Here is a 15,097-nt window from a genome sequence, read left to right on the forward strand (position 1 = left end):
GCAGACCCTGTACTGCGCGGATCAGGCGGAGATGGCGCTGCGGCCCTTGCCACGGCGGGCGGCCAGGATGGCGCGGCCGGCGCGGGTACGCATGCGCAGCCGGAAGCCGTGGGTCTTGGCGCGACGACGGTTGTTCGGCTGGAAGGTGCGCTTGCTCACTCGGGGGCTCCTGAGGTGAATCGTAGGGTGACGGGAGGTCGCTTGGCCGTCACCGTGCGTCCGCGTGATCTCCCCTCGCTGGGAAATCCGGCCCCTAACACCCAGGTCGGCTGGGGTTGAGGCAATCCACGGCGCCCGTGCTGCGCGCCTTCGGAATGCGGGCGGACCCGCGGACATGCGGCAGCGGCCATCGACAACTCGACCTGGTTACGGTACGCGCGACGGGGGCGGGGGGTCAAACCGGACCCCGCCCTCCGACCTCCGGGAAGCTCCCGCCGGAGGCGACCCGATCATGATAGAGGCCAAGCGGCACAAGGACCGTGCCGACACCGTCGCCCTGCGGACGGCCCTCCGGCGAGCCTGCCCACAGCCTGTGGACAGAAACTTGTATCAGTGCAGTCGGCTGACTACCGTTGCAGGACTTGTCGGGTTTGTTCGTCTTGATCGGGCCGGCACGGGAGTCCCTTGACACCCCCCGTCGCGGGGAACGAGAAAGCGTGCACCAGTGGCTGATGTCAACAGCGATCTCGTCGCGGTCTGGACGAGGGTCGTCGAGCGGCTGGTCAACGACCCGGTAGTCGGCGACAGCGACAAGATGTGGCTCAAGCGCACCCAGCCGATGTGGATGATGCACGACACCGCCCTGCTGGCGGCCCCCAACGAGCGGGCCAAGCAGGTGCTGGAGGGTCGGCTGCTCCCGCCGCTGACCGAGGAGCTGAGCAAGGCGTTCAGCCGCCCGGTCCGGATCGCCGTGATGGTGGACGCCAACGCCACTCCCCCGCCGCCCGCCCCGGCCCCCGCCGAGCCGACCCACCAGGACCGCCAGACCCACCAGGACCGCCAAGCCCACCAGGACCGTCAGGACCGCCCGCAGCAGGCCGACGAGTGGCCGCCCCGCCAGCAGTACCGCGAGGAGCCGTCCGGCTACCCGGAGCGCCAGGAGCGCGCGGAGCGCCCGCACGGCCCCGAGCGTCCGGAGCGGCAGCACGGCCCCGGCCGCTGGCCGGTGTCCGAGCCGTACCCGTCGGCGCCGGAGCAGTACCAGGACGACTACCAGCAGCCGGAGTCCTACCAGCCGACCGGCGCCGAGTACGGCCCGGCCGGCCAGCGGCCCGCCTACGAGGCCGCCCCGGAGCAGAACTACGAGCGGCCCGGCCGCTACGACACGGCCGGCTACCAGCAGCGGCCCGCACCGTACGGCAGCGGCACCGACACGGAGCAGTCCGGCGGCTGGGGCGGTCCGGACGGCGGCCGGTCCGAGGGGCGGCCGTGGGAGAGCCCGTCGTACCCGGAGCCGGGCCCCTACCAGGAGTCCGGGCCGTACCGGGAGGCCGCGGGCGGCTCGGGGCAGGACGACCTGTTCGGCGGCGCCTACCGGCCCGCGGCCGGCGGGCCGCCGGCCCGGCGGGGCACCGGCCGGGGGGACGGGCGTGCGGACCAGTCGACCGGCCAACCGATGGGTCAACTCCCGGACGTGGCACCGCAGTCGGGCCCCTCGCCGACCGATCGCTCGCCGGTGCCGGTGCCCGCGCCGCCGGGTGCTCCGCCGGCCGGCAGCAGCTCGCGCAAGGACGAGCCGGCCGCCCGGCTGAACCCCAAGTACCTCTTCGACACCTTCGTGATCGGGGCCTCCAACCGCTTCGCCCACGCGGCGGCGGTGGCGGTCGCCGAGGCGCCGGCCAAGGCGTACAACCCGCTGTTCATCTACGGCGAGTCCGGCCTCGGCAAGACCCACCTGCTGCACGCCATCGGGCACTACTCGCGCAGCCTGTTCCCGGGCACCCGGGTGCGCTACGTGAGCTCGGAGGAGTTCACCAACGAGTTCATCAACTCGATCCGGGACGGCAAGGCGGACACCTTCCGCAAGCGGTACCGGGACATGGACATCCTGCTGGTGGACGACGTGCAGTTCCTGGCGTCGAAGGAGTCCACCCAGGAGGAGTTCTTCCACACCTTCAACACCCTGCACAACGCGAACAAGCAGATCGTGCTCTCCTCGGACCGGCCGCCCAAGCTGCTGACCACGCTGGAGGACCGGCTGCGCAACCGCTTCGAGTGGGGCCTGATCACCGACGTCACCCCGCCGGAGCTGGAGACCCGGATCGCGATCCTGCGCAAGAAGGCGATCCAGGAGCAACTCAACGCCCCCGCAGACGTGTTGGAGTTCATCGCGTCCCGAATCACCCGGAACATCCGGGAGTTGGAGGGCGCGCTGATCCGGGTCACCGCGTTCGCCAACCTGAACCGGGCGCCGGTCGACCTGGAGCTGGCCGGGATCGTCCTGAAGGACCTGATCCCGGGCGGCGACGAGGACGCCGGGCCGGAGATCACCGCGCAGGTCATCATGCAGCAGACCGCCGCCTACTTCGGGCTGGGCGTGGAGGACCTCTGCGGATCCTCGCGCAGCCGCGTGCTGGTGACGGCCCGCCAGATCGCCATGTACCTCTGCCGGGAGCTCACCGACCTCTCGCTGCCGAAGATCGGCGCGCAGTTCGGCGGCCGGGACCACACCACGGTGATGCACGCCGACCGGAAGATCCGCTCGCTGATGGCCGAGCGCCGGTCCATCTACAACCAGGTCACCGAGCTCACCAACCGCATCAAGAGCTGAGCGCCGCCCGCACGGCGGCATCTGACGGGGAGTCGGCCCACCGGGCCGGCTCCCCGTTCTGCGTGCCCGTGGGGGCCCGTGGGGGCGTCCGGGGCACCCGCCGTCACACGTGCGGCCCCTTCCCAGGTGTGGAAGACCCGGAGCCGGGGCAGGAATCCACCGGGTGACGCTGCGACAGCTCCCGTGCGGTGCCGAACACATGAGCAGCAATTCGAACGGCTCGGGCCCGCACCGCCGTTTTCCACAGGATCGGGTGCCTTCTCCCCGTCCACAGGTGCACAGCCGCCGAGTTATCCAGAATTCCTCCACAGGCACTCCGCCGCTACGCTCTTCCGCGCAGGTCAGCACCCTGTGGACTTGTGCACAACCGTTATCCACAGGCTGTGGACATCTGATGGGCCGTCAGGGTGACCGGGAAGTTGTCCACCGGTTGTCCCCAGGGAAAGGCGGGTTATCCCCAGGTTCTCCACAGCTGGGTCCACAGTTCGACAACCTTGGCGCACAGTTCACCGCCCCGTGTGAAAGGCGTCACGTGATGTTGATCGGGCCCGGTGGATAACCCGGTCATGATCTGGGGACGAGCCTGGGGATAACCTGTGGATACTCAGAGTGCCCTGTGGGTAACTCTCGGTCGTCCACAGCGGGCCCTGGTTGTCCACACTCCGGATCCACAGCGCCTGTGGACAAAAAACCGGGTCTGACCTGCGGAAACGAGGTTATCCACGGTATCCACAGGCCCTACTACTACCACTACACCTATAGAGCGATCGATCCGGAAAATGGTGGGTGGGCCCGGAATCTGTGGACAGCCGGTCTCCGACGTGTGTTCGGCCCGTCCCCGCCCTTGTGCCCCGAGTGTCGGCGGAGTACGTCAGACTGTTCTCCGGCAACCGGAGCCGATCGGGGCTCGCCCAGCGGTCCGGTGCCGGCCAGCGGGCCGGACGCCGACACGACCCAGTCAGACCAGACGCAGACGACAGCAGGACCCCAGGAGGCGGTGACCGGTGAAGTTCCGGGTGGAGCGTGACGTCCTCGCGGAGGCGGTGGCCTGGGCGGCCCGTAGCCTCCCGGCGAGGCCGCCGGTGCCGGTGCTGGCCGGCCTGCTGCTGACGGCCCAGGAGGGCAGCCTGGCGCTGTCCGGCTTCGACTACGAGGTCTCGGCCCGGGTCGAGCTCGCGGCGGAGGTCGAGGAGGCCGGCACCGTCCTGGTCTCCGGCCGCCTGCTGAACGACATCTCGCGGAACCTGCCCAACCGGCCGGTGGAGATCTCCACCGACGGCCAGCGGGTCACCGTGGTCTGCGGCTCCTCGCGCTTCACCCTGCCGACCCTGCCGGTGGACGAGTACCCGGCGCTGCCGCAGATGCCCACCGCGACCGGCACCGTCTCCGGTGACGTCTTCGCCTCCGCCGTCAGCCAGGCCGCCGTCGCGGCCGGCCGGGACGACACCCTGCCGGTGCTCACCGGCGTCCGGGTGGAGATCGAGGGCGACAAGATCACCCTGGCCGCCACCGACCGCTACCGCTTCGCGGTCCGCGAGCTGATGTGGAAGCCGGAGCAGGACGACATCTCGGCCGTCGCCCTGGTGCCCGCCCGCACCCTGCAGGACATCGCCAAGTCGCTGGGCAGCGGGGACACCGTCTCCATCGCGCTGGCCTCCGGCGGCGCCGGCGAGGGCCTGATCGGCTTCGAGGGCGCCGGCCGGCGGACCACCACCCGCCTGCTGGAGGGTGAGTTCCCGAAGTTCCGCAGCCTGTTCCCGACCGAGTTCAACGCGGTCGCCGCGATCCAGACCCAGCCCTTCCTGGAGGCGCTCAAGCGCGTCTCGCTGGTCGCCGAGCGGAACACGCCGGTCCGGCTGAGCTTCGAGCAGGGCGTGCTCACCCTGGAGGCCGGCTCGGGCGACGACGCCCAGGCCACCGAGCGGATCGACGCCGACCTCGAAGGTGACGACATCTCGATCGCTTTCAACCCCGGCTACCTGGAGGAGGGCCTGAAGGCGATCGACGCCGCGTACGCGCAGCTGAGCTTCACCACCTCCACCAAGCCCGCCCTGCTGAGCGGCAAGCCGGCGGTGGACGCGGAGGCCGACGAGGCGTACCAGTACCTGATCATGCCCGTGCGGCTCTCCGGCTGACGGCCTGACGGACCCACGGCTCCCGTCCACAGCTGTGGACGACTCCTCCCCCGGTCAGCTCTGGCCGGGGGAGGCGGCATTCCCGGCGGCGTAGGCTCAAGCCTGTGCGGCAACGGCGCCGCCGATCAGGCACGTCACCACAGGTAAGGACTTGGCATGGAGCTCGGCCTCATCGGTCTCGGCAAGATGGGCGGCAACATGCGCGAGCGCATCCGCCGCGCAGGGCACACCGTCATCGGCTTCGACCAGAACCCTGAACTCGCCGACGTGGACAGCCTCGAGGAGCTGGTCACCAAGCTGCAGGCCCCCCGGGTGGTCTGGGTGATGGTCCCGGCCGGCGGCCCGACCCAGGACACCGTGGACCGCCTTGCCGAGCTGCTCTCCCCCGGCGACGTGGTGGTGGACGGCGGCAACTCGCGCTGGACCGACGACGTCAAGCACGCCGAGGCGCTGGCCGCCAAGGGCATCGGCTTCGTCGACTGCGGCGTCTCCGGCGGCGTCTGGGGCCTGGAGAACGGCTACGCGCTGATGTACGGCGGCGAGGCCGCCGACGTCGCCAAGGTGCAGCCGGTCTTCGACGCGCTCAAGCCCGAGGGCGACTTCGGCTCGGTGCACGCGGGCAAGGTCGGCGCCGGCCACTTCGCCAAGATGGTCCACAACGGCATCGAGTACGCGATGATGCAGGCCTTCGCCGAGGGCTGGGAGCTGCTGGAGGCGGCCCCCGAGGTCACCGACGTGCGCGAGGTCTTCCGCTCCTGGCAGGAGGGCACGGTCATCCGCTCCTGGCTGCTCGACCTGGCCGTCCGGGCGCTGGACGACGACGAGCACCTGGCCAAGCTCAAGGGCTGGGCCGCCGACTCGGGCGAGGGCCGCTGGACGGTGGAGGCCGCGATCGACCACGCCGTGCCGCTGCCCGCGATCACCGCCTCGCTGTTCGCGCGGTTCGCCTCGCGTCAGGACGACTCCCCGCAGATGAAGATGATCGCCGCGCTGCGCAACCAGTTCGGCGGCCACGCGGTCGAGTCGAAGTAGTCCCCAACTCCGTTGTGAACCAACGGAGTCATCCACAGAAGGCGGCGTGGTCCACAGCATGCACGTAGCGCACCTGTCGCTCGCCGACTTCCGTTCGTACGCCCGGGCCGAGGTCGCCCTCGACCCGGGCGTGACGGCCTTCGTGGGGCCGAACGGCCAGGGCAAGACCAATCTGGTCGAGGCGATCGGCTACGTGGCCACCCTGGGCAGCCACCGGGTGGCCACCGACGCCCCGCTGATCCGGCTGGGCGCCGAGCGGGCGGTGGTCCGCACCAGCGTGGTGCGCGACGAGCGCCCCACCCTGATCGAGCTGGAGATCACCGCCGGCAAGGCCAACCGGGCCCGGATCAACCGCTCCGACAACGTCCGCCCGCGGGACGTCCTCGGCCTGCTGCGGACCGTGCTGTTCGCCCCCGAGGACCTGGCCCTGGTGAAGGGCGACCCGGGTGAGCGCCGGCGCTTCCTGGACGAGCTGCTGACCGCCCGCGCCCCCCGGCTGGCCGGCGTGCGCTCGGACTACGAGCGGGTGCTCAAGCAGCGCAACGCCCTGCTGAAGACCGCCGCCCAGGCCCGCCGGGGCGGCGGCGGCAAGGGCGGGGACCTCTCCACCCTGGAGGTCTGGGACGGCCACCTGGCCCGGGCCGGGGCCGAACTCACCGCCTTCCGGCTGCAGTTGGTGGCAGCCCTGCAGCCGCTGGTGGCCGACGCCTACCAGCGGGTGGCGCCCGGCGGCGGCGAGACCGCGCTGGAGTACCGCAGCTCCTTCGAGGGCGCCCTGCCGACCAGCCGGGAGGAGGCCGAGCAGCAGCTGCTGGCCGCCCTCCAGGAGGCCCGCCCGCAGGAGACCGCCCGCGGGCTGACCCTGGTCGGCCCGCACCGGGACGAGCTGGGCCTGCGGCTGGGCGCGCTGCCGGCCAAGGGCTACGCCAGCCACGGCGAGTCCTGGTCGTACGCGCTGGCGCTCCGGCTGGCCTCGTACGAGCTGCTGAAGGCGGACGGCGGCGAGCCGGTGCTGATCCTGGACGACGTCTTCGCCGAGCTGGACGCCCGCCGCCGGGAGCGGCTGGCCGAGCTGGTGGCCGGGGCCGAGCAGGTGCTGGTCACCGCCGCCGTCCCGGAGGACGTGCCGAAGGCGCTCAGCGGCGCCCGGTACGCGGTGGCCGACGGCGCCGCGACCCGGCTCGATCCGTAGCCCCACCCCCTTCCCCTCCCCGTGCGCGACCGGAAGGCCGGTCCGCGTCCGAGCCGTCCCCGGGCCGCCGTATTCTGGACAGCTCCCCGTCGTCCACAGGCTGGGGACAAGAAAGGGGCGCCGCGATGAGCGAGCCGGAGCTCTCCGGGGTGGACCTGGCCCGGGTCGCGCTGCGCGCGGCCAAGGAGCAGGCCAGGCTGCGCGGCGAACAGGTGCGGGAGAAGCGCGAGGCGAAGAAGCACGGCCTGCGCAGCGGGGCCCGGGCGGACGGCCGCGACCCGGTGCCGCTGGGGGCGGCGCTGAACCGGCTGATCACCGAGCGGGGCTGGGAGGCGCCGGCCGCGGTGGGCGGGGTGATGGGCCGCTGGTCGCAGATCGTCGGGCCGGACATCGCCGCGCACTGCGTGCCGAAGAGCTTCGAGGAGGCCGAGGCGGTGCTCACGGTGCAGTGCGACTCCACCGCCTGGGCGACTCAACTCCGGCTGTTGGCAAGGCAGTTGGTCGCCCGCCTGAACCACGAGCTGGGGCACGGCACGGTCCGCGTGATCAAGGTGCTGGGGCCGGCCGCCCCGCAGCGCGGGTACGGCCGGCTGCGCGCTCCGGGGAGCAAGGGGCCGGGCGACACCTGGGGGTGAGCGGCGGGCGAAGGGAAGCCGATCTTCCGGAACCGCTGACGGCCCTTCTGAGGCTGCTGAGCCCCCCTGCCGAGTATCGGGACATGTCCGCCAGGGGTTCAGAGCGGCACATCTGCCTTCTGAGGCTGCCAAACGGCCATCTATGTCAGTCGTACCGGTAGACTGAAGGGCAAACACCGTTGCTCGCAGCAACCGAGTCGAAACGCCGTGGTCGCAAGCCCTCCCGAACAGGGGGTGGGTCTGCGGCCGCGCGCTGTGCCAGAGAGGGCGCTTCGTGGCCGATTCCGGCAACTCCAGCCAGACCCCTGACCCCGCCGACCAGCCGGCCGGCAGCTCCTACGACGCGAACGCGATCCAGGTGCTCGAGGGCCTCGACGCCGTCCGCAAGCGCCCGGGCATGTACATCGGCTCCACCGGCGAGCGCGGCCTGCACCACCTGGTGCAGGAGATCGTGGACAACTCCGTCGACGAGGCGCTGGCCGGTCACGCCGACACCATCGACGTGACCATCCTGGCCGACGGCGGGGTGCGGGTCACCGACAACGGCCGAGGCATCCCGGTCGGCATCATGCCGGGGCAGGACAAGCCGGCCGTCGAGGTCGTGCTCACCGTGCTGCACGCGGGCGGCAAGTTCGGCGGCGGCGGCTACGCCGTCTCCGGCGGTCTGCACGGCGTCGGCATCTCGGTGGTGAACGCCCTCTCCACCCGGCTCTCGGTGGAGATCCACACCGACGGCCACCGCTGGACCCAGGACTACAAGGCCGGCGCCCCGACCGCCCCGCTGGCCAAGCACGAGGCGACCGGGAAGACCGGCACCACGGTCACCTTCTGGGCCGACGGCGACATCTTCGAGACCACCGTCTACTCCTTCGAGACGCTCTCCCGGCGCTTCCAGGAGATGGCCTTCCTGAACAAGGGCCTCTCCATCGCGCTGACCGACGAGCGCCCGGAGCACCTGGACGACGAGGGCAAGCCGCTCTCGATCACCTACAAGTACGACGGCGGCATCGCCGACTTCGTCACCCACCTCAACTCCCGCAAGGGCGAGGTGATCCACCCCTCGGTGATCGACTTCGAGGGGGAGGACAAGGAGAAGAAGATCTCGGTCGAGATCGCCATGCAGTGGAACAGCTCCTACACCGAGAGCGTCTACTCCTTCGCCAACACCATCCACACCCACGGCGGCGGCACCCACGAGGAGGGCTTCCGCGCGGCGCTCACCGGTCTGGTGAACCGCTACGCGCGGGACAAGAAGCTGCTCCGCGAGAAGGACGACAACCTCTCCGGCGAGGACATCCGCGAGGGTCTGACCGCGATCATCTCGGTCAAGCTCGGCGAGCCGCAGTTCGAGGGCCAGACCAAGGACAAGCTGGGCAACACCGAGGCCAAGACCTTCGTCCAGAAGATGGTGCACGAGCACCTGAACGACTGGCTGGACCGGAACCCGGTCGAGGCCTCGGACATCATCCGCAAGTCCATCCAGGCCGCCACCGCCCGGGTCGCCGCCCGCAAGGCCCGCGACCTGACCCGGCGCAAGGGCCTGCTGGAGTCGGCCTCGCTGCCGGGCAAGCTGAGCGACTGCCAGTCCAAGGACCCGGCCGAGTGCGAGATCTTCATCGTCGAGGGCGACTCGGCCGGCGGCTCCGCCAAGCAGGGCCGTGACCCGCGGATCCAGGCCATCCTGCCGATCCGCGGCAAGATCCTGAACGTCGAGAAGGCCCGGATCGACAAGGTCCTCCAGAACACCGAGGTGCAGGCGCTGATCTCGGCGTTCGGCTGCGGCATCCAGGAGGACTACGACGAGTCCAAGCTCCGCTATCACAAGATCGTCCTGATGGCGGACGCCGACGTCGACGGGCAGCACATCCGGACCCTGCTGCTCACCCTGCTGTTCCGCTTCATGCGGCCGCTGGTCGAGTCCGGCTACGTCTACCTGGCCATGCCCCCGCTCTACAAGATCAAGTGGGGCAAGGACGACTTCGAGTACGTCTACTCGGACCGCGAGCGGGACGCGGTGATCGCGGCCGGCGTCGCGGCCGGCCGCCGGCTGCCCAAGGACGACGCGATCCAGCGCTTCAAGGGTCTCGGCGAGATGAACGCCGAGGAGCTCCGGGTGACCACCATGGACCAGTCCCACCGCCTGCTCCAGAAGATCACCCTGGAGGACGCGGCCCGGGCCGACGACCTGTTCTCGGTCCTGATGGGCGAGGACGTCGAGGCCCGCCGGTCCTTCATCCAGCGCAACGCCAAGGACGTCCGCTTCCTGGACGTGTGACGCCCCGCCGTCCCACGAACCAGTCACACGCGAAAGGAACCTGACGACCAGTGGTCGACGACAACCGTCCCGAGGGCGACGAGCCCCAGCAGAGCAACGGCGTCGTGCTGCGGATCGAGCCGATCGAGCTCGAGACCGAGATGCAGCGCTCCTACCTCGACTACGCGATGAGCGTGATCGTGAGCCGCGCGCTGCCCGAGGTGCGCGACGGCCTCAAGCCGGTGCACCGCCGGGTGCTGTACGCGATGTACGACGGCGGCTACCGGCCCGAGAAGGGCTACTACAAGTGCGCCCGCGTGGTCGGCGACGTGATGGGCAACTACCACCCGCACGGCGACACCTCGATCTACGACACCGTGGTCCGGCTGGCCCAGCCCTGGTCGCTGCGGATGCCGCTGGTGGACGGCAACGGCAACTTCGGCTCGCCGGGCAACGACCCGGCGGCGGCCATGCGCTACACCGAGTGCAAGATGATGCCGCTGGCCATGGAGATGATGCGCGACATCGACGAGGAGACCGTCGACTTCGCCGCCAACTACGACGGCCGCTCGCAGGAGCCCACCGTCCTGCCGGCCCGCATCCCCAACCTGCTGATCAACGGCGCCACCGGCATCGCGGTCGGCATGGCCACCAACATCCCGCCGCACAACCTCCGCGAGGTGGCCTCCGGCGCGCTCTGGGCGCTGGAGAACCCCGAGGCCTCCAACGAGGAGCTGCTGGACGCCCTGATCGAGCGGATCAAGGGCCCGGACTTCCCGACCGGCGCGCTGATCGTCGGCCGCCGGGGCATCGAGGACGCGTACCGCACCGGGCGCGGCTCGATCACCATGCGCGCGGTGGTGGAGGTCGAGGAGATCCAGGGCCGGCAGTGCCTGGTGATCACCGAGCTGCCGTACCAGGTGAACCCGGACAACCTGGCGCTGAAGATCGCCGACCTGGTGAAGGACGGCCGGGTGGCCGGCATCGCCGACGTCCGGGACGAGTCCTCCTCGCGGACCGGCCAGCGCCTGGTGGTCGTGCTCAAGCGCGACGCGGTCGCCAAGGTGGTGCTGAACAACCTCTACAAGCACACCGACCTGCAGACCAACTTCGGCGCCAACATGCTGGCCCTGGTCGACGGGGTGCCGCGCACCCTCTCGCTGGACGCCTTCATCCGGCACTGGGTCAACCACCAGGTCGAGGTCATCGTCCGCCGGACCACCTTCCGGCTGCGCAAGGCCGAGGAGCGCGCCCACATCCTGCGCGCGCTGCTCAAGGCACTCGACCAGATCGACGCCGTCATCGCGCTGATCCGGGCCTCGGAGAGCGCCGACGCGGCCCGCACCGGCCTGATGGACCTGCTCACCATCGACGAGCTCCAGGCCAACGCGATCCTGGAGATGCAGCTGCGCCGCCTGGCGGCCCTGGAGAGCGCCCGCATCCTCAGCGAGCACGACGAGCTGCAGGCCAAGATCAACGAGTACAACGCGATCCTGGCCTCGCCGGTCCGCCAGCGGGAGATCATCTCCGAGGAGCTGACCGCGATCGTCGAGAAGTACGGCGACGAGCGCCGCTCCACCCTGATCCCCTTCGACGGCGACATGTCCGTCGAGGACCTGATCGCGGAGGAGGACATCGTCGTCACCATCACCCGTGGCGGCTACGTCAAGCGCACCCGCTCCGACCTCTACCGCTCGCAGAAGCGCGGCGGCAAGGGCGTGCGCGGCGCGCAGCTGAAGCAGGACGACATCGTCGACCACTTCTTCGTGACCACCACGCACAACTGGATCCTGTTCTTCACCAACAAGGGCCGGGTCTACCGGGCCAAGGGCTACGAGCTGCCGGACGCCGGCCGGGACGCCCGCGGCCAGCACGTGGCCAACCTGCTGGCCTTCCAGCCGGAGGAGCACATCACCCAGGTGATGGCGGTCCGCACCTACGAGGACAAGCCCTACCTGGTGCTGGCCACCCGGGGCGGCCTGGTGAAGAAGACCCCGCTCAAGGACTACGACTCGCCCCGCTCCGGCGGCCTGATCGCGATCAACCTGCGGCAGGACGAGAACGGCAAGGACGACGAGCTGATCGGCGCCGAGCTGGTCTCCGCCGAGGACGACCTGCTGCTGGTCTCCAAGAAGGCCCAGTCGATCCGCTTCACCGCCACCGACGAGGCGCTCCGGCCGATGAGCCGGGCCACCTCGGGGGTGAAGGGCATGGCCTTCCGCGAGGACGACGAGCTGCTCTCGATGAACGTGGTCCGGCCCGGCACCTTCGTCTTCACCGCGACCGACGGCGGCTACGCCAAGCGCACCGGGGTGGACGAGTACCGGGTGCAGGGACGCGGCGGTTTCGGCACCAAGGCGGCCAAGATCGTCGAGGGCCGGGGCTCGCTGGTCGGCGCCCTGGTGGTCGAGGAGAGCGACGAGATCATGGCGATCACCCTCTCGGGCGGCGTCATCCGGACCAGGGTTTCCGAAGTCCGTGAAACCGGACGTGACACGATGGGCGTCCAACTGATCAACCTCGGAAAGCGCGACGCGGTGGTGGGCATGGCCCGCAACGCGGAGGCGGACGACGAGGAGGCCGTCGAGGAGGGCACCGAGCCCGACGGAACGGCCCAGGCGGAGACCACGGCGGACGGTCCGGCCGAACAGGACTGACGCCCCGGTGGCCGGTGACCTCCCCTGTCAGGAGGGCACCGGCCGCCGACCAGTTCCGGGCAATCCCGCCGGGCGCTGGAGAAGGACGACGAGCAGGGCGGACACCCGTCCTGACGGGTGAGTTGCGGGAGGACCAGGGTGAGTGGAGCCACGGGTGCTGCGGGCGGTGCCGGGGGCGGACTGCCGGGTGGCGGTGCGTCCTACGGCGGGGCCGGCGGCGCGCTGCCACCCCGTCCGACGGGTGTCCCGGGGGCGCCCGACGGGCACTCCTCGGCCTCGACCTCGCTGATGCCGCCGGTCGGCGGCGGCGCTTCGTACAACTCGGTCGCGCAGGCCGGGGCGGTGCCCCCGCCGCCCGCCCAGCCCGCGCCGGGGGCCGGCGGCTTCTCGCAGCCGACCACCTACGCCAAGGGCCAGACCCCGGCCCGGGGCACCAAGGTCGGCGGGGCGGCGCGCCGCCCCGGCCAGGCCCCGGCGGCGGCCGGCCGGACCCGCAAGGCCCGGCTGCGGATCACCAAGGCCGACCCGTGGTCGGTGATGAAGGTCGCCTTCCTGCTGTCGCTGGCGGTCGGCGTGATCATCATCGTGGCCACCGCGGTGCTCTGGATGACCCTCGACGGCCTGGGCGTCTTCGACTCGCTCAGCGGCACCCTGAAGGACGTCACCGGGTCGGACACCTCCGGCGGCATCAACCTGATGGACTACATCGGCTTCGGCAAGGTCATGATGTTCACCTCGCTGATCGCGGTGGTGGACGTGGTCCTGATGACCGCGCTGGCCACCCTCTCGGCCTTCATCTACAACACGGCGGCCGGCCTCACCGGCGGGGTCGAGCTGACCCTGGCCGAGGAGGACTGACCGTCCGCACCTCCTCCGTGCGCTGACCATCCGTCAGTTCGCACCCGCAGCAGCCCGGTCCGGCCCGTTCGGGTGACGGTCGCCTCGTACACGGCGCGTCACCTGACGGAGTCCGGGCCGGGCTGTGTTGGCTTGGCGCCGGGGCGGGGCAGACTCACCAGGGTCCTGCCCGTCGGTCGGAGGTGCGTGCCATGGCTCAGCTCGCCACACAACTGCTCGGCTCGGTCGAGGAACTCCTCGGCTCCCGGATCCCGCTCCGGGTCAGGCTCTGGGACGGCAGCGAGGCCGGCCCGGCCGACGCCCCGCTGCTGGTCCTGCGCAACCGCCGGGCGCTGCGCCACCTGCTCTGGCAGCCCGGCGAGCTGGGCCTCGCCCGGGCCTACGTCTCCGGCGACCTGGAGACCGGCTCCGACGCGGACCTCTACGAGGTCCTCTCGCTGGCCGCCCGCTTCGCCGAGCGCCCCGAGATCGCCGCCCTCTCGCTCGGCCCCGGGGACGCCCTGGGCCCGGCCGGCCGCCGGCTGCTGGGCCGACTGCTGCGGGCCGGGGTGCTCGCCCCGCAGCCCGCTCCCCCGGCCGAGGAGGCCCGCCTGGGCGGCGGCCGGCTGCACAGCCGGAGCCGCGACCGGGCCGCCATCAGCCACCACTACGACGTGGGCAACGACTTCTACCGCCTGGTGCTCGGCCCGAGCATGGTCTACTCCTGCGCCTACTGGGAGCCGGAGGCCAAGAGCCTGGAGGCGGCCCAGGCCGCCAAGCTCGACCTGATCTGCCGGAAGCTCGGCCTGCGGCCCGGGATGCGGCTGCTGGACGTCGGCTGCGGCTGGGGCTCGCTGCTGCTGCACGCGGCCCAGCACTACGGCGTCCGGGCGGTCGGCGTCTCCATCTCCGCCGAGCAGGTCGCGCTGGCCCGCCAGCGGGTGCTGGAGGCCGGTCTGGGCGGCCGGGTGGAGGTGCGGCTGCAGGACTACCGGGAGATCCCGGACGGGCCCTTCGACGCCGTCTCCAGCGTCGGCATGGCCGAGCACGTCGGCGCCGTCCAGTACCGGGTCTACGCCGAGGGCCTGCTCGAACTCCTGGCCCCCGGCGGCCGTCTGTTGAACCACCAGATCGCCCGCCGCCCCGACCGGCCCGGCGAGGCGTACCGGCCCAGCCCGTTCATCCAGCGCTACGTCTTCCCGGACGGCGAGCTCTCGCCGGTCGGTGCCACCGTCTCCGCACTGGAGGACGCCGGCTTCGAGGTCCGGGACGTCGAGTCGCTGCGCGAGCACTACGCCCTGACCCTGCGCGAGTGGGTGAGCAACCTGGAGGCGCACTGGCCGCAGGCGGTCCGGCTGGCCGGCCGGGGCCGGGCCCGGGTCTGGCGGCTGTACATGGCCGCCTCGGCCCTGGCCTTCGAACAGAACCGGATCGGCATCAACCAGGTGCTCGCCGTCCGCACCACGGCGGAGGGCGCCAGCCACCTGCCCGCCACCCGCGCGCAGTGGCTCGCCGGGGCCCCTGAGCTGCACCCCGTCGACCCGGATTTGGGAGATCGGCCGACGGTCCGCTAATCTTTGAGTGC

General features: G+C 71.2%; 10 protein-coding genes. 9 read left to right on the top strand and 1 reads right to left on the bottom strand.

Annotated features, from left to right (window positions below; translation table 11 throughout):
• Nucleotides 1–21: 21 nt before the first annotated feature.
• The gene (rpmH, locus tag ACIRBX_RS06475; protein ID WP_148643823.1) at nucleotides 22–159 is read right to left on the bottom strand and encodes a 50S ribosomal protein L34; all 138 of its coding nucleotides are present in this window, start codon (nucleotides 157–159) and stop codon (nucleotides 22–24) included.
• Nucleotides 160–664: 505 nt separating this feature from the next.
• Here rpmH and dnaA point away from each other — a divergent pair.
• From dnaA to ACIRBX_RS06520, 9 genes are all read left to right on the top strand, one after another.
• On the top strand, nucleotides 665–2,770 hold the full coding sequence (dnaA, locus tag ACIRBX_RS06480) for a chromosomal replication initiator protein DnaA (protein WP_402294077.1): 2,106 nt from the start codon (nucleotides 665–667) through the stop codon (nucleotides 2,768–2,770).
• A gap of 1,004 nt (nucleotides 2,771–3,774) precedes the next feature.
• Nucleotides 3,775–4,905, top strand: a complete 1,131-nt coding sequence (dnaN, locus tag ACIRBX_RS06485) for a DNA polymerase III subunit beta (protein WP_402294078.1) — start codon at nucleotides 3,775–3,777, stop codon at nucleotides 4,903–4,905.
• A gap of 156 nt (nucleotides 4,906–5,061) precedes the next feature.
• The gene (gnd, locus tag ACIRBX_RS06490) at nucleotides 5,062–5,937 is read left to right on the top strand and encodes a phosphogluconate dehydrogenase (NAD(+)-dependent, decarboxylating) (RefSeq protein WP_402294079.1); all 876 of its coding nucleotides are present in this window, start codon (nucleotides 5,062–5,064) and stop codon (nucleotides 5,935–5,937) included.
• Between the two features lie 58 nt (nucleotides 5,938–5,995).
• The gene (gene recF / locus ACIRBX_RS06495; protein WP_402294080.1) at nucleotides 5,996–7,129 is read left to right on the top strand and encodes a DNA replication/repair protein RecF; all 1,134 of its coding nucleotides are present in this window, start codon (nucleotides 5,996–5,998) and stop codon (nucleotides 7,127–7,129) included.
• A 125-nt stretch (nucleotides 7,130–7,254) separates the two neighbouring features.
• Entirely contained in the window at nucleotides 7,255–7,764 is a 510-nt protein-coding gene (locus ACIRBX_RS06500; RefSeq protein WP_402294081.1) for a DUF721 domain-containing protein, read from the top strand.
• A 274-nt stretch (nucleotides 7,765–8,038) separates the two neighbouring features.
• On the top strand, nucleotides 8,039–10,039 hold the full coding sequence (gene gyrB / locus ACIRBX_RS06505; RefSeq protein ID WP_402294082.1) for a DNA topoisomerase (ATP-hydrolyzing) subunit B: 2,001 nt from the start codon (nucleotides 8,039–8,041) through the stop codon (nucleotides 10,037–10,039).
• Nucleotides 10,040–10,089: 50 nt separating this feature from the next.
• On the top strand, nucleotides 10,090–12,675 hold the full coding sequence (gene gyrA / locus ACIRBX_RS06510; RefSeq protein ID WP_402294083.1) for a DNA gyrase subunit A: 2,586 nt from the start codon (nucleotides 10,090–10,092) through the stop codon (nucleotides 12,673–12,675).
• A 138-nt stretch (nucleotides 12,676–12,813) separates the two neighbouring features.
• Complete coding sequence (locus ACIRBX_RS06515; protein WP_402294084.1) at nucleotides 12,814–13,533, top strand: DUF3566 domain-containing protein; 720 nt, start codon at nucleotides 12,814–12,816, stop codon at nucleotides 13,531–13,533.
• Between the two features lie 191 nt (nucleotides 13,534–13,724).
• Nucleotides 13,725–15,086 carry a class I SAM-dependent methyltransferase gene (locus ACIRBX_RS06520; RefSeq protein ID WP_402294085.1) on the top strand — a complete coding sequence of 454 codons (1,362 nt, stop codon included), beginning with the start codon at nucleotides 13,725–13,727 and terminating at the stop codon, nucleotides 15,084–15,086.
• The last annotated feature ends 11 nt before the right edge of the window (nucleotides 15,087–15,097 follow it).

It is taken from the genome of Kitasatospora sp. NPDC096147, assembly GCF_044763225.1.
Taxonomy (GTDB): domain Bacteria; phylum Actinomycetota; class Actinomycetes; order Streptomycetales; family Streptomycetaceae; genus Kitasatospora.

Excerpts from the sequence above, each read along its gene's own strand:
- recF (WP_402294080.1), top strand. The coding sequence starts at position 5,996 with ATGCACGTAGCGCACCTGTCGCTCGCCGACTTCCGTTCGTACGCCCGG.
- gnd (WP_402294079.1), top strand. The coding sequence starts at position 5,062 with ATGGAGCTCGGCCTCATCGGTCTCGGCAAGATGGGCGGCAACATGCGC.
- ACIRBX_RS06520 (WP_402294085.1), top strand. The coding sequence starts at position 13,725 with ATGGCTCAGCTCGCCACACAACTGCTCGGCTCGGTCGAGGAACTCCTC.
- ACIRBX_RS06500 (WP_402294081.1), top strand. The coding sequence starts at position 7,255 with ATGAGCGAGCCGGAGCTCTCCGGGGTGGACCTGGCCCGGGTCGCGCTG.